The organism is Changpingibacter yushuensis (genome assembly GCF_014041995.1).
In the GTDB taxonomy this organism is placed as follows: Bacteria; Actinomycetota; Actinomycetes; order Actinomycetales; family Actinomycetaceae; genus Changpingibacter; species Changpingibacter yushuensis.
This window is the reverse complement of the sequence record NZ_CP059492.1, coordinates 2,343,431-2,370,085: the sequence shown is the minus strand read 5'-3', so window position 1 is coordinate 2,370,085 and position 26,655 is coordinate 2,343,431. Positions and strand designations below refer to the sequence as shown.

Sequence of the window (26,655 nt, the reverse complement as noted above, 5' to 3'; positions counted from 1 at the left end):
GAAAGTACATCGCGTTTGGTCCCATATGGTGCAACGCTCTGAGCTGATGATTTTGCGCAATGTGTTCCCAGCGCTCGCTGGTGCAATCGCCATTCTCACGCCACTTCATTTTCGGGGCAATCGATTCTTGAGTATGGTGTTAGTGGCGGGCGCGGCATGCTCAATCTTCGCGATGCTGCCGAACTCGGGACGCACCCCACCTAGTTCCTCACGGGAGCATCAGCAGTCGCGGGAACGGCGCTGATCAATACCGCGAGCAACAACGCCGGCTCTTCCGCCCGCTATGACACTGGTTGGTTAAGAGAGGTCACTGGTGGAAATCAGGTGCCGGGGTTGGTTATGAGTGTCCTCATGACATTCCTCGGTGTGATTCCTATTCTGCTGGCGGCTTAGGGAACGGAACATCCAAGAGTGGTGGCCGATGCGTACGTGGAAGCAGTTAAATAAGCTCCGCAGAGGATGATGTGTCAACGCCGAATACTCAGCCACGTATTGGTCTGGGTGCACACTCTCTTTTGGGTAATCTCGGAACGGTCACCGAAACCAATGTCTTTTGACGAGGTGATTGAGTGTACGACTTCAGAAGGGTACGCGAGGTGTCGAATCCGGTCTCTGACGCGTGTCTTCTTGTCATGGACTACGGACGCGAAGATGTCATCATGGATGACTGGTAGCGCATTTTCAACGACGGGGACCTTGACATCGTGCTCGCCAGGATGTTGGAACTCGAGAAGATCGAGCGTCGATTCGCACATGTGCTGGCTAACTCGGCTTCATGATCTCCGAATCAACCACCACATTGGCGACAAGGATGCCGCGGCATTCGAGTGGGTAGAAGGACTTCATCATGTTTCTTCCCCACAACAACTCTATATCATATAGTATTTGTGCTAAGACATCGACGACTCAATGGAGCAGAACAATGACGTATCTGGTCAATGACCCGAAGAAGTTCGGGAATGACAGCCTTTCAGGTTTGGTTGCCGCGCATGGAGACTACCTGCAGCAGGTCCACGGCGGCGTGGTCCGGTCAACTGCCAGCCCTGATGGCGAGGTTGCGCTCGTCATCGGCGGCGGCTCCGGTCATTACCCGGCATTTGCGGGCTGGGTCGGCCCCGGCATGGCTCATGGTGCGGTCTGTGGAAACATTTTCGCCTCGCCGTCGGCTTCCCAAGTGAAGGCAGTTTCGAAAGCTTCCGACAATGGTGGTGGTGTGATCCTCATGTTCGGCAACTACGCCGGGGATTGCCTCCATTTCGGCGAGGCACGTGACGAACTGGTGGCGGACGGCCATGATGTCAGGATCGTAACGATCTCTGATGACATAGCGTCGAATACCCCGGAAAACCATCTCGATCGCCGTGGCATCGCAGGGGATCTTCCTGTCGTTAAGGTGACAGGTGCTGCCATCGCCGAGGGAGCGGACATCAATGCCGCCGAGGCCGTGGCTCGCAAGGCAAATGACAGAACTCGTTCCTTGGGCGTCGCGTTCACAGGTTGCACGCTACCGGGCGCTGACGAACCGTTGTTTACTGTTCCGGAAGGCAAGTTCGCGCTGGGGCTAGGAATTCATGGTGAACCGGGGATTTCAACTCACGACATGTGTTCAGCTGAGGAGCTCGGCGCCTTGCTCGTTGACGGAATACTGGCTGAAGAACCCGAGCGAGGTCAGGACGGATATGAAGGCCGGGTCGCAGTCCTGCTCAATGGTTTGGGAGCCACCAAGTATGAGGAACTCTTCGTTCTGTATGGTTCGGTAGCGGCCGATCTGGAGGCGCGCGGACTGACGATTGTCAGCCCCGTCGTCGGCGAACAAGTGACATCGCTCGATATGGCGGGCGTTTCGCTCACGCTTATGTTCCTCGATTCGCAACTCGAGCGGTTGTGGTTGGCGGGTTCAGATACGCCGGCATTCCGTACAGGAAATGTTGAACACCAAGAGCATCGCACCGACGTATTTGACGACGACGAAGCGAAAGTCACGTTCACGGTTGGGTCACCTGAGTCAGCGGCGCAGGGGCGTGTAATTGCTTCGATTTTTGGCGTTGTGGAGCGTGAATGCATAGCGGCAGAACCCAGCTTGGGCAAGCTCGACTCGATTGCCGGCGATGGGGACCACGGTCAGGGAATGGTGCTTGGCGCTGTTGCTGCAGGCAAAGCCGCGCGCGATGCACAAGCCGAGGGAGCTGGTGCCAAGAGCCTCTTGGATGAAGCCGGAAAGGCATGGTCGGAAGGTGCTGGGGGCACCTCCGGTGCGTTGTGGGGGAGTGCGTTGCGCACGGTGGCTGCGCAGCTCAGCAATGAGGATGCTGTGGAGTCAACGCGGGTAGGCTTGGCCGTCGTGGCAGGTGCACGCAACATTGCGCAGTTCGGCGGCGCCAAGCCCGGCGACAAGACGATGGTTGATGCAACCGAACCCTTTGCCACCGAGCTTGAGAGCCAGCTGGCGAATGGAAGTGACCTTGCAACCGCTTGGACCGCAGCAGCCGCAGTGGCGACCAAGGCCGCAGAGGAAACTGCTGATCTGGCGGCTCGAAAGGGACGCGCTCGCACACACGGCGATGCTTCGCTCGGTCATCCGGATCCGGGTGCCGTCTCATTTGCACTGCTGATGTCCAAGATTGCCGAAGTCCTCTGAGGGCCACGCGGTAGTCTGACAGCATTTTTGTGAAAGGCGTTGGTGGCAACGCCGCAAGGATCTACGCAAGGGGAGTGTTTTCGTGCTCTGGGTTGGCACTAGCTGGAAAATGAACGGTACGCGGGCGTTCGCTCGCGAGTATGCACATGAGTTGGCCGAGGCCGGTATCAGCTCCGCCGATGGTGTACAGCCATTCGTGATTCCGTCGTTCACGGCGATCGACGCCGTCGCAGATATTCTGGATGGATCGGATGTGATTGTCGGCGCGCAGAATGCGCATTGGGAGAATTCGGGAGCGTGGACAGGCGAAGTCTCTATGCTTCAAGCCAAGGATGCCGGTGCCACAATCATTGAGATGGGCCATTCTGAACGGCGCCAGTACTTTGGCGAGACAGACCAAACAGTCAATGCGAAAGTGAAAGCGGCACTGGCACATGACCTGATCCCGCTCGTTTGCTTTGGTGAGTCCGCAGAAGTGTTTGAGTCTGACAAGTCCATTGACTTCATTGTTGGGCAGATTGATGCGGCTCTTGAAGGCGTTGAGGATACGTCACGGGTACTGCTCGCATACGAACCGATCTGGGCCATTGGTGAGAACGGGCGTCCTCCACGCCGCGAAGACCTGGTTGCTGCTTTCGACGTGCTCAATGAGCGCTACGGCTCCCGGGTGGAAGCGATTCTCTACGGTGGATCTGTCAACTTCGACAACAACCAAGAGTTGCTGGGGATTCCCGGGGTTGGCGGACTGTTCATTGGCAGATCAGCCTGGACCGGGAAGGGCTACCTGACGAATCTCAGACTTGCGGCGCAGACGCTACAGTAACGGCTGGATGTGCGAGCACTGAACTGACAACTCGCGGCGCAGGCGTTCACAAAGACGCTCAACAGTGCGCTGCCAGTTGGCGAAAGATCTCTACATGGGGTGGGGAGATGGATAATGAACTGCTCCTCGGGTACTGGGCCACTGGTTGGCCGTCAACTCACGAGGAGCAGTTCATTTCTTATGTAGATGCTGTGCTTGGAGGTTCGCACGCAAGGAACGGGGATTCACGCGCGCGAGTAACGCGGTGTCTGTAAAGGCTCCAGTCTCTGCAGAGCTATTGACGATCCATTTTGTTTCGGGATAAAACATAAGTACCACCCTTCGCTAATTGCTCGGGGAACACACTTTGCTTTCGCGTTCTTGTCAATACTCTGGTGGACTTAAGACGTATATCCGGACGCGATTGCGTCCAAGCTTTCGAAGAAGGGGCCAAAATGTCTGCGTTTGAACCATTGCCCGCACGGCTCGCGTCAATTGGCGCTGCTGTTCTTCCGGATGAGCCATCAACCGCTCCGTCCCTAAACTGGGCGATCATTGGCGCTGGCTACATTGCCGGACTGTTCGCCGCCGATCTGCAGTGTACACAGAGTGCGGCAGTTGCTGTGGGAAGCCGGGACCTCACGAAGGGCCAAGCGTTCGCAGATCAGTTCGGCATCCCCTTCGTTGGTTCATATGAGGAAGCCATGTCACGCCCTGACGTGGATGCGGTCTATATCGCCACACCTCACACGTTCCACAAAGAGCAGGCACTCCTCGCAATTGATGCCGGCAAATCGGTCATGATTGAGAAGCCGCTTGCTGTCAATGCTGGCGAGGCAGCCGAGATTCGCGCGGCCGCCGAGGCCAAGGGCGTACTGGTCATGGAGGCAATGTGGTCACGCTTTTTGCCGCATTATGCCTTGCTTCGGGCAATCGTCGAGTCTGGTGAACTTGGCGAGATCAAATATGTTCGCGCTGAACACTTCCAGACTCTACGGGGTACTGAGCGTATGGAGCGCCCTGATCTAGCTGGTGGCGCGCTACTGGACTTGGGTGTTTATCCGGCGTCGTTCATCGAGATGCTCCTGGGTGCACCCAAGTCGATTCATGCCTCGGGGCATCTGACTGAGGCGGGTGTGGACGAGGACTCAATTGCAGTTCTTGATTATCCCGCTGCCACCGCGGTTCTTGCCGCGCACATGGGCGCATCTTCTCAAGTCGCGGCCGAAGTGGCGTTCACCCGCGGCCAGGTCGTTCTTGAGCGTCAGTTCTACCGGCCTACGGAGATCAAAGTTGTATGGAACGGCGTAGCGGACGGACCCCAAAACGCGGATTCCGCCGAACCATACACAGAGGTGTGGTCCGACGTCGCCGTCGACCCCCGAGGCGGTGGGCTTGAGTACGAGGCCGCAGCGTTCGCGCGGGCAGTGAAGGCAGGATTGACGGAGCTTCCGGAGCACGGGTGGTCGAGCGTTACCAATGTTCTTGAGATAATGGATGAAGTCCGGCATCAGGTCGGGGTTGTGTATCCGTTCGAGTAGCGGAGGAACGTGCCCGCTGGGCACGGAAAAGCGCGCGTGGGCAAGGTAGCTCACACCATAACGAAGAGGTTGAACAGTGGGTCCCAACGGCAAAGTAGTCAGACTGACCGCAGGAGAATACGAGGCCAGTGTTGCGAGTTCAGGAGCCATGCTCGCAACTCTTACGAAGAGCGGCCGCAACATCGTGGTGCCGGTAGACGTGGATCACGATCTTCCCGTTGCATATCAGGGCAAGTCGCTTATCCCGTGGCCCAACCGGATCACCGGTGGCACGTACACATTTGCTGGCCGTACGCTGCAGGTGCCGATCAACGAATCGGCAACTAGCGCAGCTCTGCATGGCTTGGGGTGTTGGAGTGACTGGGCAATCGTCAGTAGGTCTGAGGATGCTGTCACGTTCGCAACCGACGTTCTTCCTTCATACGGATATCCGTTCGCCTTGCATGTGACGTGCACGTATAAGGTCAGCGCAGGGACTGGACTTAGCGTACATATTTCGGCTCAGAACACCGGTGCAAACAGCGCTCCCTACGGAGTCTCATCTCACCCGTACCTCGCTAATGGTGACGGCATCGACGAATGCGAACTGACGGTACCCGCATCTCTCATGCTTCAGGTAGACGAGCGGCTAGCGCCCGACCACCTTGATCCGGTCGAAGATGCTGGTACCGACTTCCGTGAGGGGCGCATAATCGGCACCCAACAGGTAGACAACGCTTTCACTGGACTTCCAGACGGAGAGTGGGAGGTACGGCTCTCGCGCACAGGCGCAGGAACCGTGGTCATGGCCTCTTCCGATCCGTGGGTGCAGGTGTACACGGGCGAACTCGTGGGGCGGCGTGGGGTCGCTATTGAGCCCATGACCTGTGCGCCTAACGCATTCAACTCGGGCGATGGACTCATTGTCCTAGCGCCGGGGCAGAGCCACGAGTTCAGTTGGACGCTTCGTTTTGACGATTAAAGGCGGCCCAATGACTCTCTCCTGGTTTCGCCCACTTTGCTATGCCGTGGCCAGCGCGCATATTTTGCCGGGTGGGGCCGCGCCGCTATCAACCGTGCCGGAGGCGCGAGTGAAATGAAGAAGTTCGTAGATTCAAGAACAACAAGGCCAGTGGTGCCAGTGACGAATCGCGTCGCGGTCAATCATTCGGCCATCCGTGAATCAAACCTTGCCTTAGTGGCGGGGGTGTTGTTCTCTGACGGTAGTGGGCTCACGCGTGCCGATCTGGCGCAACGCACAGGGTTAACTCGGGCCACAATATCGCGGCTCGTGAAGGATCTCATCTCGCTGGATATGGTGGTTGAAGGGCCGGCTTCGGACAGTCAGGGTGCTGGGCGTCCGGGCACGCCCTTGTTCCCCGCCTCTCGAACCATGGTTGGGATCGGTTTGGAAGTGAACGCGGATAAGGTTTCCGGTGTGGCAATTGATCTCACGGGTGCAACTGTTGATTCATTTGCTATCGAAATCGACCTTGTTGGATCAGATCCAGAGCCGGTCATGGCGCTGTTGCATAGCCACACTGAAGCATTGGTTGAACGTCTCGAAGGGGCAGGTATTCGCGACATCGTCGGTGTGTATGTGGGTGTTCCGGGGATTGTCGACGCTGCAACCAATCGTGTGGTGTTTGCACCGAACCTTGGTTGGCGAGATTTGTTCCCGGCTGCATATCTTCAGGATATCTTTGGCCCGGATACTCTGATTCACGTAGACAACGATGCGAATCTTCAAGGGGTTGCTGCGGCCTCGCACCAAGACCAAACTGAGCGGTGGCCGAGCTCTTTCATCTATCTGACAGGAGATGTGGGTATAGGCGGATGCATCGTCACCGATAATATTTCAATGGCGGGATTACATGGTTGGGCTGGCGAGGTTGGACACCTGACCATTGAACCCGACGGTCCGGCATGTCATTGCGGCTCGGCTGGCTGCCTAGAGCGTTATGCCGGGCGCCAGGCGATTTTGGCAAACGCAGGGCTTCCCACTACAGCTACCACCAGTGATCTTGTGAAACGGATCGAATCCAACGATCCGCAAGTCATCGAAGCGATTCGAGTTGCTGGTTGGGCGCTTGGCATTGCGATTTCGAACGTTGTCAATCTCATTGATATGACTCATGTTGTCTTGGGTACCTCACTGGGGGCAGTTCTGCCTTGGATGCGTCCGGTCATTGAGAGAGAGTTGGATCGGCGGATCGTTGGGCGGACGAGCAACGACATCAGGCTCCTGGCGGCGCCGGTTGAGGCGTATCCAACCGCAAAGGGCGGAGCGCTGAAGGCGTTGCAAACTGTTCTGGAGATGCATGCCTGAGAAATCTGTGATTTCTCGGTATTTCTGAGGGTGGCACACACGCCCAAAGGTGACGTAGGTTACAGTCAGTGTCTCGTTTGTGCGCAGCCTCGAAGAGATGAAACGTACTGGTCCTGTTCTTTAGTTGTTGACACGGAGCTCGCTGCATCATAGTTTTGTTGTGTAGCAAAACAAAGACCCGAGGGAGTGGGGCTCTGTGGAAGAGTCCACATGGATCTATGTGCGAAATTCCCGGTCTTTTTCATCATCAGCTCAATGAGGAGTAATCATGAACCAGCATCGCCCATTCGTCGCGGGTGTAGACTCTTCGACCCAGTCTTGCAAGGTCGTCATTGTTGATCCGTCAACCGGATCTATTGTTAGGCAAGGCAAGGCATCGCATCCAGACGGCACTGAGATCGATCCGAAGTACTGGTGGGATGCGTTCCTTTTGGCGGTCGAAGAAGCCGGTGGGCTCGACGACGTCGCAGCCATATCGGTTGGGGGGCAACAACATGGAATGGTCTGCCTGGACGAGTTAGGTGAAGTCATTCGGCCTGCCCTCCTGTGGAACGACACGCGATCCGGCGGATCCGCCAAGGACCTGATTGTGGAACTTGGTGAAGGAGATGTGGAACTAGGAGCTGCTCGATGGGCAGAGCGGACCGGATCAGTTCCTGTTGCGTCTCTTACGGTCACAAAACTGCGTTGGTTGGCCGATCACGAGCCGGAGAATGCCAAGAGAATAGCTGCTGTTTGCCTGCCGCATGATTGGCTTACATGGAAGATCATGGGGGCGACGTCGCTGGGGGATCTCGTGACAGATCGTTCGGATGCTTCGGGAACAGGCTACATGAGCAACACTGCGCCAGAGTACTCTCAGGACTTGCTGGGCCTGGCTTTGCATCGTGATGTTGCCGATGTTGCAGGCATTGCTTTGCCGCGCATTCTCGGGCCGTGGGAAACGGCTGGATGTGGGGATCCCGCGCGAGGCTGGGAATCAATTCTTGTCTGTCCCGGGTGTGGTGACAACGCTGGTGCAGCTCTGGGACTTGATCTCAAACCCGGAGAAGCGATGCTTTCACTTGGCACGTCAGGGGTGGTAGCTGTGATCAGCGACCACCCGGTTTCTGATCCAACTGGGCTGGTAACTGGATTCTCAGATGCCACTGGGAATTGGCTGCCCTTGGCATGCACACTCAACGCATCCCGCATCATAGATGCGATGGCACGCATGATCGGAGTGGATTACAAGGAATTTGACGAGCTGGCATTGTCGGTTCCTGACGCTGCTGGTCTCAGTTTGCTGCCGTATTTCGAAGGTGAGCGCACGCCCAACCTACCTGATGCAACCGCGACGCTTTCCGGGATGACGTTGGCAAATACGGATCCGGCCCATGTCGCGAGGGCTGGTGTTGAAGGCCTGCTCAACCTTATGCGTGGCGCCTTGGACGCCGTAGGCAACCTAGACGTGCGTGTCGAGACGGTCCATCTGGTTGGCGGCGGCGCGAAATCTTCCGCAGTCCAAGAGTTGGCGGAGTCCATGTTGGATGCGCGGGTGACTTTGCCTGAGGCAGCTGAGTACGTGGCGTTGGGGGCGGCGCGCCAAGCGGGTGAGGTCTTGAAGGCTTCCGGCCGCTGATCGCAGTGTGGATTGCTTGCGCAGGGGTTTGCAGGAATCAAAGTACTGCTATATTGTTTTATTAGGAAACAAAATATGAAACACGACGCGAAAGCGGCGTTAATGCACATGGAGGTGCAAGAAGATGAGTGATCTGTGGAATGTTGACGCCATCCCATTTGTTGGCAAGGCATCAAAAGTTCAGGGATTAGGTTTCCGATACTACGAGCCAGAGCGGATCGTTGCTGGAAAACCAATGAAGGACTGGCTGCGTTTTGCGGTGGCATACTGGCATACGTTCGACCAGCGGTTGGTTGATCCCTTTGGTGACGGCACCGCCCAGCGTCCATACGACCGTTTCACAGATCCGATGGATCAGGCGCTCGCGAAGGTTGATTACACCTTCGAGTTCTACCGCAAGCTCAATGTGAAGTACTTCTGCTTCCATGATCGTGATCTGGCCCCAGAAGGGGACACTCTGCGCGAAACCAACGCAAAGCTCGATCGCGTGGTGGATCGGATTGCAGAGCTACAAGCAGAGACCGGTATTACGCCACTTTGGAATACCAGCAGCCTCTTTACCAACCCGCGGTTTGTTTCAGGTGCAGGCACATCACCGTATGCAAAGGTATTTACATACTCAGCTGGGCAGCTTAAACACAGCCTGGAGATTGCTAAGCGGCTCGGGTCAGAAAACTATGTGTTCTGGGGTGGACGTGAGGGCTATGAAAACCTGTGGAACACGGATCTTCGCCGCGAGCAGGAGCACATGGCACGCCTGTTGCAGATGTCCGTGGACTATGCAAAGGAAATCGGACTGGATGCGCAGTTCTTGATCGAGCCCAAGCCAAAGGAGCCAACCACACATCAGTACGACTTCGATGCGGCCACCACGATTGCCTTCCTCAAGACCCATGGACTAGATGACCACTTCAAGTTGAATCTTGAAGGCAACCATGCAAATCTTGCTGGTCACACCTACCAACACGAGATTCGTGTGGCACGCGTAGCGGGGATGCTCGGTTCACTCGATGCAAACCAAGGCGACAAACTCATTGGTTGGGACATGGATGAGTTCCCGTCAGACCTGTACGAGACCACTGCTGTGATGTGGGAAGTTCTTGACGAGGGGCAAATAGGCCCTCATGGAGGGTTGAACTTCGACTCCAAGCCTCGCAGGACATCCTTCACTGCGGAAGATCTGTTCCGCGGGCACGTGGTGGGCATGGACACTTATGCAGCTGGCTTGCTAGTGGCTGCCCAGATGCATGAAGATCGCTTTATTGAGGATCTCGTTGGTGAGCGGTACAGTTCCTTCGATGAAGGTGTTGGTGTGAGTATCGAAAATGGTGATGCGAACCTGAGCACACTGGAAGAACTGGCATTGGATGTTCCACAGTCTGAACTCCTTGCTGCAACGCACTCCGACCATTTGGAATCGGTCAAGGGGACAATTAACAACTACATCGTCGATACACTCGGTCAAGCGTAACAATTGTGGGCGAGGTGTGTTTCTCGCTCGCAGCCTAAATCTTGTGGCAACTTTCTGTCAGCCGCACGCAACACATCAGCGTGCGGCTGACATTTTTTGTGGCGCGGACGGGCCATTACTTGGGAGCGGGGCCAGTGGAGCCACGTATGATGAGGTACGTCTCGAGCTTCATTGGAGCTGTGGGCATTATGCCGCGCGACGGTCGGCAAGAGTCCTAATTGCGGCCGACCCCATGTCTCTCAGCGGCTGATGAATGGAGGTGAGTCGTGGAGCAGATGATTTAGCCAGAGCGGTGTCGTCAAAACCCACAACCGATATGTCCTCTGGGAAACGAAGCACCTTCTCACGGACACCTGCTAGAACGCCCATTGCGGACCAATCCGAGCCGGCGAAGAAGGCCGTTGGGTGTTCATCGTCGGGGAGACTGAGCAATGTGCGTGCGGGTTAAAGGCCTGGGGGGTGTCCCTATGTTGTTTGTCAAGCGGCTAGGGCTGTGTCGGGGGTGTCGTAGAGGCTGCCGTCTCTGAGCATTGCGTAGAGGACGGTGAGTCTGCGGTGGGCTAGTGCGATGACGGCTTGGTTGTGGCGCTTTCCTTGGCTCCGTTTACGGTCGTAGTAGGTGCGACTGGTTGGATCTTTCCGGATGGCTGCGAATGCGGAGAGGAACAACGCGCGTTTGAGTCGTTTGTTTCCGGAATGACTTACACTCTCGGATTTGATGGATGTTCCTGATTGCCTAGTAGTGGGTGCTAGGCCGGCGTAGGAGGCGAGCGCGACAGAACTGGTAAAGGTTTTGCCTGCCAGCTCGGCAATGATAATTGAGGCGGTCCTGATCCCAATACCGGGCATCGAGGTCAGGACCAAGAAAAGAGGGTGATGAACAACGATCTGTTCAACTTCGCGGGCGACGTCAGCTCGTTGAGCATGCAAATGTGTCAGTTGGCGTGCCAGATGAGGTATCACAATGCCGGCGGCCTCGGTTCCTGTCACGGTGACTGTCTGCTTCGCTAAAGCAACGAGGATTTCTTCGGTCCACGCACTGTGGCGGCGGGCTCCGTGTTTCTTCAGCTTGACATCGATTCTGGCTCGCCCGGCCTTGCGAAGTCGGTCCGGAGTGGGCCACCTGGAGAGCATGTCAAGGATCGCATCATGCTCAAGACGCGGACCAAGCACCTGCTCCAGAGCCGGATGAATCTGAGTGAACAGGCCTCGGATCCGGTTGGAAACCTGATTGGCCTGACGAGACAGGTCCAGATCGAAACCGGTTAACATTCCCAGAGTGGCTTCATCAAGATCTGCTTCAGTGAGATCCCGGAGAGTGCGTGGCAGGCTGCGAGCAGCATCAGCGATGATGAACGCATCCTTCTCGTCAGTCTTCGCATCCCCTGGTTCACATTCAGTCGATCAGGTCCAGACAGTAAGCCTCACATCCACGTTAGGACAGGCATCCACACTGGTGCCAAGCCCCTTATCAGCGATCACCCACCGTCAATCGACTCTGGTGGCAACACCCCCGGGATCATTGAAGAGACAGGGGCACAACACCATGCCAGAGCGACTGACCGACAAGCCCAATCATTCCCAACGAAAGGACCCGTCAACAAGGTAACGGGTCAGGACTGTTTTCCGTATCTTTTCGGGAGGCTTGTATGAGGGTTGTGTATTCGGCTGAGCAGAAGCGTGTGGCTGTGGCGACGTTTCGTAGGTTGGGTTCGTATGTTAAGACGATCCGGAAGTTGGGGTATCCGTCTCGTCATGTGCTCCATGATTGGGTGCATCAGTCTCGTCGAGGTGAAATGTCTCTGGTTTGATAGAGGGTGAGCGGTTGATCCCGTATCAAGGATAGGACACTGAATTATGCCAGCATCATCGAAGTATCCTGAGGAGCTGCGTGTAAGGGCGACTCGGCTTGCTGTGGAGGCCCGGAAGGATCCCGATACCCGTAGCGGGGCGATCACGCGAATCGCGGAGCAGTGCGGGGTGCACAAGGAGACACTGCGAACCTGGGTCCGCAGGGCCGAAGAGAGCGAACTACCTATCGGTAGTGAGGACACGACTGCCAGGATTCGCCGGTTGGAAAAAGAGAACCGGGAACTACGCCGGTCTAATAGCATCCTCAAGTCCGCTGCGGCTTTTTTCGCGGCGGAGTTCGACCGCCCACAGAGCTAATCGTCCGTTTCATCGACGAGCACAAGCATCGCTGGGGAATCGAACCGATCTGCCGCGTCCTCACGGACGATTTCGGTGTCAAGATCGCCCCATCGACCTACTACGCCCACCTCTCACGGCCGCCATCGGCGCGGGCTGTGCGTGATGGGGAGTTGAAAGAGCAGATCATGACCATCCACGCTCATCCCCGTATGCGGGTGTACGGGATTCGCAAGATCCATGCCGAGTTGAATCGTCAGGGCACTGTCGTTGCACGGTGCACCATCGAGCGGCTATGTCGCGAGCTTGTCATCCGTGGTGTGGTGCGGGGAAAGTATCCCCGCACCACACGGCCAGCACCGGAAACACTACGGCCAGCCGACCTCGTCAAACGTGAATTCTGCGCTGATGGGCCCAATAGAATTTGGGTCGCAGATATAACCTATGTCCGAACGATGACAGGCTGGGTGTATGTCGCTTTCATCCTCGACGTGTTCTCTCGAATGATCGTTGGCTGGCAGACCTCAAAACGTATGTATACGGACTTGGCGCTCGATGCGTTGAAGATGGGACTGTTCGCCCGCCGTCGGGCAGGTCAGAACGTCACCGGGTTGACCCATCACAGCGACCGCGGAGTCCAATATCGAGCCGTGCGCTATACCCAAGAACTCGAACAAGCTCGCGCTGTGGCGTCCGTGGGGTCCAGCGACTCCTATGATAATGCGATGGCCGAGGCTCTGAACTCGTTGTACAAGGCGGAGTTGATCCATCTCGATGGTCCCTGGGAGGGTATCGATGACGTCGAGAAAGCAACCGCCGAATGGGTTGGATGGTTCAACAATGAGCGTATCCACTCCATGCTGAACTACAAGACACCCACCGAGATCGAAACCGAATACTGGACCACCCAGACCGCGAACCTCGCGGCCTAACAAACGATCACACGCCCACCCTCCACAAAACCCGAGACTTGACAGACTATTTCACAGAACGCACCTGGGCGAGAGACGTCCCTGCCGGCCAACGTCGGAAGAATCAAACATGGTGGTACACCCATGAACGTGACCGTAGAGTCTATCGTCGCTTAGCCTCCCTGTACGGCAAAGGTCACCTGTTTTCTTTCCTTGAATTCGAGCCAGCCCGGGAGCGGACCACCAACCCGTTCGAGTCTTTCAACAACAGTCTCCGACTCGTATTGCTCTATCACCGGGGACTATCCCAGCCCCACATGATCGCTGCGATCGATTGGTATTGCTACCACCACAGCGAATTCCCTACGCCTGCGCGCCAGATACTGACTGATTGGGATCAAGCCGGAAGACCCCAACGACAAGTCATCCCCGAAAAGACACCACCAGCCACACCCGACGGACCGCAACGCTACGGCACCGCCCTCACCGCCGAAGAAGGCCTCTGGGCCCGAAAAGGATGGGCCGGCAGATCAAAATAACACCCACAACACGCCCAGACATTACACACTTTTGGGGGTCAGGACTGTTTTCTGGATGGTTCTGGTTTCTCCATTTTGTCACGGTTTTCTTGGATGGTGCCTCCAAGGGATGTTTTCAAGCGCTCTGTGTTATAGAAGATAAGGTAATCATTGATTGCCGTCTCGAGCTGTGCGGCACTGGTCCAGGTGTGACCGTAGAACATTTCCGTTTTCATACGTCCGAAGAATCCTTCACAGGCCGCGTTATCGGGACTACATCCCTTCCTTCCCATCGAGCGGGTGATCCCAGCAGCCTTCGTGGTCTCGATCCATTCAGCGCTCCGGTAATGTCCACCACGATCGCTATGAATAATCAGTGGGATAGCTTCCTTATCATCACGTAAAGCGTCGTGGCGCTCGGTAGGCAAACTCGCGATCGCAGCTTCCAGCATCGACTGCGTCATCACCTTGTCCGGTCGTCGACTCGTCTGCCACGCCACCACTTTCCCATCACAGCAATCAATCATCGGGCTGAGATAGACCTTGGCGTCCGAAGCAGCAAACTCACTGACATCAGTGAGCCATAGTCTGTCAGGCTCATCAGCATGAAAATTCCTCTTGACGTGATCATCTGGGGCCGGGCTTGTCTCTCCCTCATAACTGGAATAGCGACGCTTGCGGTGAGCGTAATAAACCGGGATCTGATGTTCTTTCATCAAGCGACGAACAACCTTCTCAGAAACAGTCACCCCAAGACGCTTGAGTTTGAGCCAGACCCGTGCAGAACCATACGTAAAGCCCGAATCGCCAGCAATCTTCTCAATCCTGCCAGCGAGCTCGCCATACTTGTCGGGACGTTCAAGCACACCCCGACAATAGTGGTAGCTACTGGCCGAGATCGCGCACGCCTCCAGCAGCATCACGAAAGGAAGACGAGCACGCAACCGGTCAATGATGCGTGTCTTGTTCAGGTTCGACAGTTGTCCCGGGATGACGCCCCCGTCTTTTTTTACCAGATCAAGCTCGTGTTCCAACACATGCTTTTCCACTAGAAGCCTGGCCGCCAAACGACGCAACTCGTCAGGATCATCCGGCAATGACTTCTCTAGTTGAGCTCGAGTGGCTAACCCATCAGCCTCGCGTTTCTCACGTCTAGTCATCAGGGCCCGCTCACCTTCTTGGTTCCATAGCCGCATCCACTTATACAACAGCATATGGTTAACAATGCCGAGATCCCCAGCAATGTCTTTAACTGATTGGCCAGCATTCATCCGCTCCACGGCGCTCAACTTAACAGTCCATGGATAGTGGCGGGCAGGCTGCCTCTTCACGACCGGTTTGCGACCTCGACGAGACTGATGCACCCAATCATGGAGCACATGACGAGACGGATACCCCAACTTCCGGATCGTCTTGACATACGAACCCAACCTACGGAACGTCGCCACAGCCACACGCTTCTGCTCAGCTGAATACACAACCCTCATACAAGCCTCCCGAAAAGATACGGAAAACAGTCCAGACCCCCTTTAGGCCTTTAACCCGATCGTGTTGGGTGCCGTCTTGAGCCCAACCGATGCGGTTGCGACGTCCATCGTCAAATCCACGGGGGTCTCACCGCGAATAGTTGCCATCCTTGAGGGTGAAGGGCTTCTCAATGATGCGACTGCATTGGTCATGCTTCGTACGGCAATTACTGCTGCCGCGACCGCCTTCAGCTTGTGGGGCGTGGTCGGGATGGTCGTCTACTCTGTTGTGATGGCCGCAGCGATCGGCTACGTCGTCGGGCGATTGAATCTGTGTGTGCGGCGAAACCGGACAAATACGATTGCGACGACGACGCTCTCCCTCGTCGTTCCGTTTGTTGCGATGGTACCGGCCGAGCAATTGGAAGCGTCGGGCTTGGTGGCGGCAGTAGTTGCGGGGCTAGTAAGTGGACAAGGCGCTGCAAAGCACTTTTCTCCGCAGCAACGTACCTCAGATGCCCAAACCTGGGCAACCATCGAATTCATTCTTGAGGGCGTTGTCTTCCTGACGATGGGGCTCCAGTTCCACACGCTTCTAGAGGATTTACCCACCCACAACTTGGAAGTAGTCGGCAGGGCCGTCGCGATTGCATTGATCGCTCTTGTGGGTAGTTTGGCTATTCGTGCGTTGTTTGTTGCGCCTTTGTTGGCAATACTCCGGCGGCGCTCACTGCGTCAATCCAAGATGAAGCCAAAGCTGGAGCTCTTCCAAGAGGTTCTTGCTGGCGACGGTGTGAAGGAGGCCCTTGAGAGCGTCAGACAGACGGGGGAGCTTCCTGACGGCGCAGTGACGAACCAGCAACGTGCTCAGCTTGAGGAGCACCTGCCAGGGCGATACACAATACGCCGGCGATGGTTAACTCGAACGCGCAAGCGAACTTTGACCATTGGGCAGTTACGGAGCCGATTGACCCGCACGCTGGCCGATACTGAGTACTTCTTGGCTTCACCGCTAACGGAGCGCGACGGCGCCGTCGTCGTATGGGCGGGTATGCGCGGCGCGATAACGGTCGCGGCGGCACAGAGCCTTCCGGCCAATACACCTCAACGGTCCTACCTTGTTCTCATTGCGTTTCTCGTAGCAGGATTCTCGCTCCTCATTCAAGGCGGGACACTCAAGCAATTCGTGGTATGGGTGAAACCCACGCCAGGATCTTCTCCAGAGCAAGTCCAAGCAGATGCAGACGACCTTCAATCTCTTCTCGACGCCGCTGCTGAGGAATACATGGAACGGGCACAGCCCAAGGATGACACTGAGCTGGGTACGATTGTTGCTCGACGAACCCAACTACTTCATATCCGCGACGATCACACCTTTGAGGCGTCATTACTGCAGAGCGCCCTAGCGAACCTGGATGCGCAGCAAATAGTGCTCGAAATGCAGCAGGCACCATTCCTCAACGCCGGTGACTAGTGGATACAGTTCTTATGGGTGACGGTCGTGCTATTCGTAATGCCGCCGTGGTGAAGAGTTGGGCGATATACGAGGTTGTGGTGGCCTAGTAGATTGTTGCTGGGCTATATCCACGGCGCTACTGTCTGGTTACTCGCGTGTCTGCCAAGCAGTGATCTGCTTCGGCAACCATTGCGCGAGGAGTTTGGCTCGACTCTTTTCAAACGGTTGTGTTATCGTGTCGATTTTCGCGGGTTTCGGGTGGGCAAGGCTCGCGCTCGAGCGCTTGCTTGGTGTGGTTGGTATTAGCTGGTGTCAGGGAGTTCTGGTTCGCGGTGATCTCGCGGCCGGACATCGGGCATTGCGTCCCGCCCGCTGGGCGATGGTGCGTAGTGAGCCGTAGGTTCGTACCTCAACACGATCACTGTGCGTTCTTTCTGATTTAGGTAGTGACTGCTGATCTATTCCGGGATAGCCATGTATTCATGGAAACAGTCGTTAGCGGCTGTGTCGTTCCTACGGATGGCGAACGTGCGGACCAACGGATCATAAACGTGCGGACCAACGGATCATAGATGAGCGCAGGATTCCCTCATGGCATGCACAGATGAGTGAAAGCGCAGGGATGTTGTCATGCTCAGCCACGAATTCCAGTTCGGAGTCAAGTAATTCCTCTTCTCCACGCGATTGCCGACCAAGTGTGAGCCTACTCACACCCATCCATTCGGAGATTGTTGGTGTGTAAAATCATATCCACAGTCATGAAAACCTTTTCATCGGGTCTTATAAGTGACTGTGCGGATAGTGACAACAGTGAACGTTGTTAAGCGCTGAGTGTTCTTTTCAGTATTGCTCGGCGAGATTTAAGGAGTTATGCAATGGGGCATTTTCGGAAAATCAGACCTTTGACGGCCATAGTATGTGGCACAACAATAGTGATGAGCATGGCAGCTTGTTCTGGCGGGGGAACGACTTCGTCGAGCGCAGATTCTTCAGAAGTTAGCGCGCAGGCTCTCGAGGTTGCCGAGCGGGCAGTTGAAGGCAAAGTGATGTCAACGGGTGCAAATGGTGAAGAAGCGGCTTCTGCGGATGTGGCGGATCTTACCGACGACGAAATCCAGCAGATTAAGGATGCTGGGCTTACTGCGGCACTTGTTTTTCACTATGATGGCAACGATTGGTATAACGCACAGGTTGCCGGCATTGAAGCAGAGGCAGAGAAGCTCGGCATCGAAATCATCTCGATAACTGGTGCTGATTTCAAGCCAGACAAGCAAGTTACCAACCTTGAGACTGTCCTCGCGCAGGATCCGGACATTATCTTGTCGATTCCCACTGATGCAACCGCCACGGCAGATGAATACAAGAAGGTTGCCGAATCTGGCACGACTTTGGTCTTTATGGATCAGCCAGCAAACGGCCTAGTCGCTGGTGAAGATTATGTGTCGGTGGTTTCAGCGGACAATTACGGCAACGGTGTAGCGTCCGCTCACATCCTTGCCGAATCTATCGGTGGAGAGGGCCAGATTGCGGCGATTTATCATGACGCAGACTTCTTCGTGACCGAGCAACGCTACGAAGGATTCAAGAAGACTATTGAGGAGGATTATCCCAATATCGAGATTGTTGCCGCTAAGGGAGACGATGGAACGGTCGACAATGCTCAGCAGGACGCTGCGGCGATCATCCAACAGAATCCTAATCTTAAGGGATTCTGGGCTCCATGGGACGTACCAGCTGAGGGTGTTATGGCCGCAGCGCGGGAATCCGGGCGCACCGATCTCATGATTTCAACTATTGACCTCGGTAACTCTATGGCTGTAGCTATGGCCCAGAATCAGCTTATCGTTGGAACGTCTGCACAGAGGCCGTACGACCAAGGAGTTACGGAGCTGGCAATCGCTGCTGGTTCGCGCGTGTTAGGCAAGGAATACCCATCGTATGTGGCACTACAAGCCCTTCCTGTGACTAGCACCAATCTTGCTGACGCGTGGCAAACGATCTACCATGCAGATCTTCCGGATGATGTTGCGGATTTGATGAAGTAGCTGATATGGAACGACGAGCAAAGACGGCAGATGCTAAAGACGACTCTGCGTCAATTCTGCCAATTGTGGATATGCGCCATATTTGCAAGCAGTTCGCAGGCGTATCTGTTTTGGACGACGTCTTCTTTGATGTGTTTCCCGGAGAAGTCCATGCCCTCGCGGGAGGCAACGGTGCAGGAAAATCTACGTTAATGAAGATTCTGCGAGGTGTCTACTCGCGGGATGCGGGAACGGTGCAAGTTGATGGTCAAGAATATGATTCTCTGACCATCGAGGCAGCGCGCACGGCTGGGGTTGGGATGGTTTTCCAAGAATTCTCGCTGGTGCCGACCATGACTGTAGCGGAGAACATCTTCATGGGTGCGGAAACGTTAGACCATTCTGTCTTCCTAGACAAAAGAGCGATGATTGCACGATCACAGGAACTACTCGAGCGACTAGGCGTAGATGTTGAACCAACCACAGAAGTAGGCACTCTCTCAACCGGATACTGGCAATTGACGGAGATCGCCAAGGCGATCAGAGCCAATACTAAAGTGCTGATACTAGATGAACCGACAGCGGCACTCTCAACGGCCGAAATTCGAAAGCTATTTGACATCATTGAGAATCTCAAGACTCAGGGTATCGCTGTTATCTACATATCTCATCGTATGGATGAGATACGGCAGATTGCGGACCGTATTACTATCCTCCGCAACGGCAAGAACTACAAGACTCGGTTACTAGCCTCAATTACCGATGAAGAGATCATAAGGGGGATTGCCGGAAATCGCGCGTCAGTTCTCGCGAAACGCGAATCTATCAGCGGAAAATCAGGTCTCTTACTCGATATGTGTGACGTTAGTACGGACCATATCTCCAACGTCACCTTGCATATTAACGAGGGCGAAGTTGTCGGACTTGCGGGGCTGATGGGCTCAGGAAGAACTGAGGTTACGCGCGCACTTTTTGGAATCGACAAGATTACTAAGGGCACTGTCAAATTGAAGGAGATGAAGTATAGTCCGTCAGATCCTCAAGCATCTATCAATTCAGGAGTTGCTCTTGTCCCGGAAGACCGACGCAAGCAAGGGCTGATTGTTAGCCACTCAGTCCAGGAGAATCTGACGCTGAATCGCCTACGAGAGAGCCGTTCATATGGATTGTTGTCCAATAAGAAGATCAAAGCAATGGCTGAAAGCCTTATGGATAGATTCGCAATCAAAGCTGACCGTGCCACTGGTCCGGTGTCCCGGCTTTCAGGAGGTAATCAACAGAAAGTGGTGATCGCTAAGTGGCTTGGTCGAGAGCCGGATCTCCTCATTATGGATGAGCCAACTGCGGGCGTCGACATCGGTACTAAGACCGAGGTGCTGAAAGAAGTTGTTGGATACGCGGATCAAGGAAAGGGAGTGCTATTCATTTCATCAGAATTTCCAGAGATGATTTCCGTATGTGATCGCTACTACATCATGAAGGCTGGGACCGTGGTGGGTTCTGTCGATGCAAATGAAATTGATACTGAAGAAGATTTAATGCTTGCGATCACACATGCGGGTTTAAAGACTGGAACGGGTATTGGTAGTGAGGACGAGCTATGATAACGACACTCAAGAAGTTCGACTTCCGAAAGAATATCGTATATGTCGGTGTTGTATTGATCTTCATCTTCTTCTCGATCTTCCTGTCAAGTAAAGGATTCACCAGCGGTTCGAATCTTCTAAATATTTTGCGTCAATCTTCCATTATCGTAGTGATGGCGATGGCCATGACGTTCGTTATTGGCGCTGCGGAGATAGATCTATCAGTTGGTTCCATTGCCGGCCTCTCATCTGTCTGTACCGCAATGGCCATTGCGAATTACGGGATAATTCCAGGTGTTCTAGCGGGTCTCGCGGTTGGCATTATGTGTGGTTTCGTTAATGGATTTCTCGTTGCGTTCGCGAGAATTCCGTCGTTTCTCGTGACGCTTGCGATGATGGGTGTAGCAGTCGGAATTGCGCAATGGATAACCGCTTCTGCTCCGCAACCTATTCTCAACCAAAGCTACAACTTCATATTCGGTGGAGGGGATATCGGGGAGTTCCCTGTGTTGATTATTTGGGCCCTCGTCTTCCTGGTATTTGGTGTTTTGGTCCTGAGCAGAACACGGTTTGGCAAGTATACGCTCGCCGTGGGGGCCAACCCGATTGCTGCGAACTATTCCGGGATTAAGGTACCCCGAATTCGATTCGCTGTGATGATGGCATCATCGGTCTGCGCGGCCATAGCGGGAATGCTTTACGCAGGGCGCTTGCAGTCTGGCCGGTATCAGTGGGGCAACGGGGATGAGATGAATGTCATCGCGGCTGTCATTTTGGGCGGTACTGCATTGTCGGGTGGTCGAGGTTCGGCCGCTGGGGCTGCCGCTGGTGCAGTCCTGATGGCGATGATCAACAACGGCCTTGTCTTGGCCGGACTATCGAGTCCGCAACAACAAGTGGTTCGCGGCATCATCATTGTGCTAGCCGTCGTCCTGGCCAAACGAAGTGACGACTAGACGTGCTTGATCTCGCACACATGCAGACCATTTAAGGTTCGAGTTCAAAAATGAGTTATTACACTGTGAAAGGATTCTCATGACGATATGTAACGATAGAGTCGTTCAAATCAGCAATTCAGCACTCTGTGTCAACGGTGAAGAAAAGGAAATGTACGGTGGCGCTGTTCACTACTGGCGCCTCGATCGAGACAAATGGGAGAAGATTCTCCAAAATGTAGTTGACTTGGGGTTCACGATGGTCTCGATCTATATTCCATGGGAAGCCCATGAGATCTCGCGTGGAGTCTTTGATTTCGGTAATGTTGACGCCCGCACAGATATTGATGCTTTCTTGACTCTTTGCGAGTCTAAGGGACTGAATATCGTAGTACGTCCTGGACCGCAGATCAATTCAGAAATGACTTGGTTCGGATATCCAAAGCGAATTTTGGAGGACCAACGATTTATTGCTCGTAATGCTAGTGGTGCACGAGCTGTTCTGAATCAGGTTCCTAAACCCATTCCGGCTCTCTCGTATGCGGTCGATGAATTCTACGATGAAGTCGCACTCTGGTATGACGCGATTTGTCCGATCCTCGAGCGGCATGCTGTTAACAATGGAGGAGGCGTTGTTGCTTGTCAGGTCGACAATGAAATGGCGTTCTTCTTTGGAATAAACGCCTATTCGGGCGACTATTCTGATGCCTCACTAAAGATGTACAGGAAGTTCCTTCTCAGCAAGTATGGGTCGGTTGAGCGTGTCGAACGGGCATACGGCGTGGAGGAACTTGATGACCTAACGGACTTCGACCCTCCACGTCGTTTTGAACGTTCGGATCGTAAGGCAATAGCATGGTATTCGGATTGGGCCGAGTATCGGGAGACCTATCTCGTCGATGCGATGGCGCGGTTGGCTGACATGCTAAGGAGCCGCGGTCTTGACCAGATCGCTCTCTTTCATAATTACCCTCATCCACTGGGTCCAGGTGGGGCAGCGTCAGGATTCACACATCCGTTCAACATGCCGAAGCTTGAAGAGAAGCTCGATTTTGTGGGGTTTGACATATACTCCCGCAAGCACCTCTATAACCATATAAAGACAGTGGCGTCTTATACTGTCGGCACATCTCGATTCCCCTACATCCCTGAGTTTATTGCAGGTGTTTGGGCTTGGTACCTGCATCCAGGGGATGAATCGGACGAGGAGTTTGTCACGAAGGCTGCCCTGATGCAAGGTATAAAAGGATTCTCGCGCTACATGCTGGTTGAACGCGACAAATGGCTCTTCTCCCCAATTCGTCGCGACGGCACGGTACGGCCAATGGCACATATGCATACAAAGATGAACGAAGTCCTGAAAGGGCTCCAGTTTTCTCAACTGAAGCGACGGTCTGATGTTTTACTGCTCGCCAACAGGGAATACGACCGTTTGGAGGCATCATCGGTACTGGTCTCTTTTCCGGGTGACTTCTTGGAGACCCCGTCAGGATTCTCCGAGTATCCGAATCGACTCACAACGGCTGATGAGAAGTTCGGATTCGACAGCTATCCGCTGCGCGAAAAGAACGAGTACTTTGGAGCTTTCCATGAGTCGCTATTGGAAAACGGAGTCGGGTACCTGATCTCAGATACCGATCTCAACTCTAATAGGTGGAGTTCATACGCCGCAGTTGTTCTAACCACAGAGGATTGGCTTGATGCTGAGACTCAGAGGGCACTTGCTCAGTATGTAAAGCGCGGTGGGACAATTGTTATCGGCCCGAAGGTGCCCGGACTCGGCCATGATCAAGAGAAGTGCACGGTCCTGGCCGAAGAACTTGGTTTGAGTGTGGGACGGGTCCAAGAAACCGCGACCATCAAGGTGGAAGAGGGACACGTCATCCTCGTCGGCTCGGTCGAACAGGCAGAGAAAGTTGGTGAGCTGATTGGTCAGACAGTACCAGTAGCTCAGTTCTTTAGCACTGATAGGAGTCTTGACGTCGTTGTCCACGATAACGAGACCGCGCCGAATCGGAAAATTGTGTTCGTGTGTAATCCAACGAGTCGGAGCGTTAGCGCACGAATTGGAATCCAAGACACAATAAGGTCTGCCGAGGAAGCATGGGATCACAAGTCACTTCTTGTGACAAATGGCGAACTTGACCTTAAGTTGGATCCGTATACTATTCAAATCTGCGATTGTACGGTTGCCTGATCAAAATAGAAAGGGAAATGCCTTGCTAGCACAAAATGTTCTCATGGAGGATATTGACAAGGACCAATGGGCACATGCCCAAGATCTTTTGCTTGAATCCTCGAAAGAAAAAACTCGCATCATCGTTCTACACGATAATGGCGTTATCCGTAAGATTGAGCGTACAGACGCAAAAACAATCGTCAATGCGCCAAGTCTGATTTCCGATGCGAACGCGCAGGCTCGGACCCTGTATGAAGCCAATCGTGATGGGCTCGATTTCGTCGCTATATTCGAACGCCATGCTTTTGACGAGTACTTCTCACGAATGCAAGACTCATGGTTGGCCGATGAACCTCTGGATTCATTTGTGAGTAGGCAATACAAACTGCTCGACGAATATCCGGAGACCATGGTGACATATCCTGGCCCAGCCAAGCACCAGATGGGTTTGCAGTTTCGACTTGGAGTAGGTCGAAATGAGGCGATCGTCCTCATTAACAAGTGGGTAGCCCCAAACACATCTGTTCTTCTTGGGATATATGACCAAGGTGCTCTGTGGGCCAGCATTGTGTTATCGTTTGACGAGACCTTGAACATTTCTGTGTTGACTACAGTGGACGCAGAAAGGGTAGATATCGTGGGTGATATGACGTCGGTGGCTACTAATGCGATGGACTGGCTTACGAGTACATACAGTTCGCGCGCTACAGCATTGATCTGGACGAGGGATGCCTTCGAGCGGTTTCGACACGCAGATGACAAAGAGAGTGTAGTTAGGAAATCGCTTTCTGATGATACGGCGATTTTTCTGAAGTGTTAATAATGGCGCGTGGTGGTGCTTCGCTTGATTTGTTGTGAGGTACCACCACGATGCCTTTTGCCTTTTGTCACCCAACACCTACATATTCATTTACTTTTGCAACAAGGACACAGCGCCTTCAAAACTGATAGATCTAGCGCCACAGTACAGCAAAAACGACTGCGTCATGTTTGACTGTGGTGCCTTATAAGAGGAATAAAATGCCGAGAAGCGAGGACGCGGTTGGTGGTGTGATTGGGGTGGCAAAATTGGCGGGGGTTTCGCCATCCACTGTATCGAGAGTTCTCTCAGGATCAACTAACGTTAAAGCCGCAACACGTGTCAAAGTGGAAAACGCGATTGATGAGTTGGGATACCAGCCGAATCGGTTCGCTCAAGCATTGATTACGCATAAGTCGGGAATCATCGGAGTTATGGTTGACGATTCAATCCGTTACGCTACGTCCAATGTACTGGTCCAAATAGAGTCACATGCGTCTCGGATGGGATATGTGACTGTCGTACAAACAATAAGTTTTCCTTTTGCTGGCAAAGTTGCTGAGATCATGGGCAGATTTGAATCTGTGATGATCGAAGGCCTGATCGTTATTGCTCCACGGGCTGGACTTAGTAACATACTTCAGCCATACGCGACGCAGCTTCCGATGGTTCTTATAACTACGGAAGAAACTACGTCCATTCCGACTGTGTGTGAGGACCAGTATCAAGGGACACGTCAGCTAATGAAGATGCTTTACGACGCTGGGCATCGGTCGATCTGGCATGTTGCCGGGTCCCAAGACTGGTTTGATGAACAGGTGCGTCGCCGTGCGTGGGAAGACTTTGTCGCCGAAGAAGAGCTAAGCGACAATTCGCGGCTTATACAATGTACTTGGGATGCGCAGAGCGCGTACGATGCTATCTTGGTTGAAGACATGAGCAATCGCCCAGATGCGATCTTTGCTGCATCGGATAATTTGGCTGTGGCGGTGTTGGCTGCTCTCAGGGTGCGTGGTCTGAAAGTGCCATGGGATGTTGCCATTGTCGGTTTTGACGACAATGATTTTTCGGCATATGTAGCTCCAGGATTTACGACGGTAGTTCAAGATCTAAGTCGTGTGGCCCAAGAGTGCGTTCGCATCTTGCTTATGCGGATTGATGGTCAACAGGTAGCGAGAAAGACCCTCTTGGGAACGACAGTCAGGGTACGTGGATCACACATTTCTGCGGCATAGATTTGCAATAGTTTCTTATTGCCATGGAACGAGCTGTGCTAGTCGAATGATACCGTTTTTCATGATGAGTGAAATGTCTCTGGTTTGATAGAGGGTGAGCGGTTGATCCCGTATCAAGGATAGGACACTGAATTATGCCAGCATCATCGAAGTATCCTGAGGAGCTGCGTGTAAGGGCGACTCGGCTTGCTGTGGAGGCCCGGAAGGATCCCGATACCCGTAGCGGGGCGATCACGCGAATCGCGGAGCAGTGCGGGGTGCACAAGGAGACACTGCGAACCTGGGTCCGCAGGGCCGAAGAGAGCGAACTACCTATCGGTAGTGAGGACACGACTGCCAGGATTCGCCGGTTGGAAAAAGAGAACCGGGAACTACGCCGGTCTAATAGCATCCTCAAGTCCGCTGCGGCTTTTTTCGCGGCGGAGTTCGACCGCCCACAGAGCTAATCGTCCGTTTCATCGACGAGCACAAGCATCGCTGGGGAATCGAACCGATCTGCCGCGTCCTCACGGACGATTTCGGTGTCAAGATCGCCCCATCGACCTACTACGCCCACCTCTCACGGCCGCCATCGGCGCGGGCTGTGCGTGATGGGGAGTTGAAAGAGCAGATCATGACCATCCACGCTCATCCCCGTATGCGGGTGTACGGGATTCGCAAGATCCATGCCGAGTTGAATCGGCAGGGCACTGTCGTTGCACGGTGCACCATCGAGCGGCTATGTCGCGAGCTTGTCATCCGTGGTGTGGTGCGGGGAAACTATCCCCGCACCACACGGCCAGCACCGGAAACACTACGGCCAGCCGACCTCGTCAAACGTGAATTCTGCGCTGATGGGCCCAATAGAATTTGGGTCGCAGATATAACCTATGTCCGAACGATGACAGGCTGGGTGTATGTCGCTTTCATCCTCGACGTGTTCTCTCGAATGATCGTTGGCTGGCAGACCTCAAAACGTATGTATAAAGATACGGAAAACAGTCCTGACCCCCGATCGTCCTATAAGCCCCACTCTAT

The 26,655-nt window shown here is 54.2% G+C and carries 17 protein-coding genes, 3 pseudogenes and 2 other annotated features; of the genes and pseudogenes, 17 read left to right on the top strand and 3 right to left on the bottom strand.

Annotated features, from left to right (window positions below; genetic code table 11):
• The first annotated feature begins 922 nt into the window (after positions 1 to 922).
• From H2O17_RS10255 to xylA, 7 genes are all read left to right on the top strand, one after another.
• Entirely contained in the window at positions 923 to 2,638 is a 1,716-nt protein-coding gene (locus H2O17_RS10255; RefSeq protein WP_182049580.1) for a dihydroxyacetone kinase family protein, read from the top strand.
• 82 nt (positions 2,639 to 2,720) lie between these two features.
• Entirely contained in the window at positions 2,721 to 3,461 is a 741-nt protein-coding gene (locus H2O17_RS10250) for a triose-phosphate isomerase (RefSeq protein ID WP_182049579.1), read from the top strand.
• A 434-nt stretch (positions 3,462 to 3,895) separates the two neighbouring features.
• Positions 3,896 to 4,981 carry a Gfo/Idh/MocA family protein gene (locus tag H2O17_RS10245; RefSeq protein ID WP_182049578.1) on the top strand — a complete coding sequence of 362 codons (1,086 nt, stop codon included), beginning with the start codon at positions 3,896 to 3,898 and terminating at the stop codon, positions 4,979 to 4,981.
• A gap of 76 nt (positions 4,982 to 5,057) precedes the next feature.
• Entirely contained in the window at positions 5,058 to 5,942 is an 885-nt protein-coding gene (locus H2O17_RS10240; RefSeq protein WP_182049577.1) for an aldose-1-epimerase, read from the top strand.
• Positions 5,943 to 6,056: 114 nt separating this feature from the next.
• Positions 6,057 to 7,289, top strand: coding sequence for an ROK family transcriptional regulator (locus H2O17_RS10235; RefSeq protein WP_182049576.1), 1,233 nt, complete (start codon positions 6,057 to 6,059; stop codon positions 7,287 to 7,289).
• A 268-nt stretch (positions 7,290 to 7,557) separates the two neighbouring features.
• Positions 7,558 to 8,910, top strand: a complete 1,353-nt coding sequence (locus H2O17_RS10230) for a xylulokinase (protein ID WP_182049575.1) — start codon at positions 7,558 to 7,560, stop codon at positions 8,908 to 8,910.
• Positions 8,911 to 9,034: 124 nt separating this feature from the next.
• Positions 9,035 to 10,381: a xylose isomerase gene (gene xylA, locus H2O17_RS10225; RefSeq protein WP_182049574.1), complete on the top strand. Its 1,347-nt coding sequence runs from the start codon at positions 9,035 to 9,037 to the stop codon at positions 10,379 to 10,381.
• A 186-nt stretch (positions 10,382 to 10,567) separates the two neighbouring features.
• Here the strand turns inward: xylA and H2O17_RS11850 are convergent, their stop codons facing one another.
• Entirely contained in the window at positions 10,568 to 10,813 is a 246-nt protein-coding gene (locus H2O17_RS11850) for a substrate-binding domain-containing protein (protein ID WP_182049573.1), read from the bottom strand.
• 45 nt (positions 10,814 to 10,858) lie between these two features.
• Positions 10,859 to 11,770: pseudogene (locus H2O17_RS10215) on the bottom strand (IS110 family RNA-guided transposase); the annotation flags it as partial.
• Between the two features lie 468 nt (positions 11,771 to 12,238).
• Between H2O17_RS10215 and H2O17_RS10210 the strand changes: the two are divergent.
• Positions 12,239 to 13,461 (top strand): annotated as a pseudogene (locus H2O17_RS10210) (IS3 family transposase).
• Positions 12,511 to 12,640 (top strand) — a sequence feature (AL1L pseudoknot). Its footprint overlaps the pseudogene before it by 130 nt.
• Positions 13,462 to 14,017: 556 nt before the next feature.
• On the opposite strand, the gene H2O17_RS10205 reads toward H2O17_RS10210, so the two are convergent.
• A complete protein-coding gene (locus H2O17_RS10205) occupies positions 14,018 to 15,289 on the bottom strand; it encodes an IS3 family transposase (protein ID WP_220456765.1) in 1,272 nt (423 codons plus the stop codon).
• A gap of 217 nt (positions 15,290 to 15,506) precedes the next feature.
• Here H2O17_RS10205 and H2O17_RS10200 point away from each other — a divergent pair, with 217 nt between their 5' ends.
• From H2O17_RS10200 to H2O17_RS11845, 9 genes and pseudogenes are all read left to right on the top strand, one after another.
• Complete coding sequence (locus H2O17_RS10200) at positions 15,507 to 16,898, top strand: cation:proton antiporter (RefSeq protein ID WP_281363050.1); 1,392 nt, start codon at positions 15,507 to 15,509, stop codon at positions 16,896 to 16,898.
• 923 nt (positions 16,899 to 17,821) lie between these two features.
• Positions 17,822 to 18,925 (top strand): substrate-binding domain-containing protein, encoded by a 1,104-nt coding sequence (locus H2O17_RS10195; RefSeq protein ID WP_220456764.1) that lies wholly within the window; start codon positions 17,822 to 17,824, stop codon positions 18,923 to 18,925.
• A gap of 5 nt (positions 18,926 to 18,930) precedes the next feature.
• A complete protein-coding gene (locus H2O17_RS10190) occupies positions 18,931 to 20,508 on the top strand; it encodes a sugar ABC transporter ATP-binding protein (RefSeq protein ID WP_220456763.1) in 1,578 nt (525 codons plus the stop codon).
• Positions 20,505 to 21,446 (top strand): ABC transporter permease, encoded by a 942-nt coding sequence (locus H2O17_RS10185; RefSeq protein ID WP_182049569.1) that lies wholly within the window; start codon positions 20,505 to 20,507, stop codon positions 21,444 to 21,446. The genes H2O17_RS10190 and H2O17_RS10185 overlap by 4 nt, the downstream gene beginning before the upstream one ends.
• A gap of 79 nt (positions 21,447 to 21,525) precedes the next feature.
• Positions 21,526 to 23,622 (top strand): alpha-amylase family protein, encoded by a 2,097-nt coding sequence (locus tag H2O17_RS10180; protein WP_182049568.1) that lies wholly within the window; start codon positions 21,526 to 21,528, stop codon positions 23,620 to 23,622.
• A gap of 43 nt (positions 23,623 to 23,665) precedes the next feature.
• Entirely contained in the window at positions 23,666 to 24,424 is a 759-nt protein-coding gene (locus tag H2O17_RS10175; RefSeq protein WP_182049567.1) for a hypothetical protein, read from the top strand.
• A 200-nt stretch (positions 24,425 to 24,624) separates the two neighbouring features.
• Positions 24,625 to 25,638: a LacI family DNA-binding transcriptional regulator gene (locus H2O17_RS10170; protein WP_182049566.1), complete on the top strand. Its 1,014-nt coding sequence runs from the start codon at positions 24,625 to 24,627 to the stop codon at positions 25,636 to 25,638.
• A 134-nt stretch (positions 25,639 to 25,772) separates the two neighbouring features.
• Positions 25,773 to 26,084 (top strand): transposase, encoded by a 312-nt coding sequence (locus H2O17_RS10165; protein WP_182049565.1) that lies wholly within the window; start codon positions 25,773 to 25,775, stop codon positions 26,082 to 26,084.
• Positions 26,045 to 26,174: a sequence feature (AL1L pseudoknot), on the top strand. It overlaps the preceding gene by 40 nt.
• Positions 26,084 to 26,593: pseudogene (locus H2O17_RS11845) on the top strand (IS3 family transposase); the annotation flags it as partial. Its footprint overlaps the feature before it by 91 nt. The gene H2O17_RS10165 and the pseudogene H2O17_RS11845, both read left to right, overlap by 1 nt.
• Positions 26,594 to 26,655 lie beyond the last annotated feature (62 nt).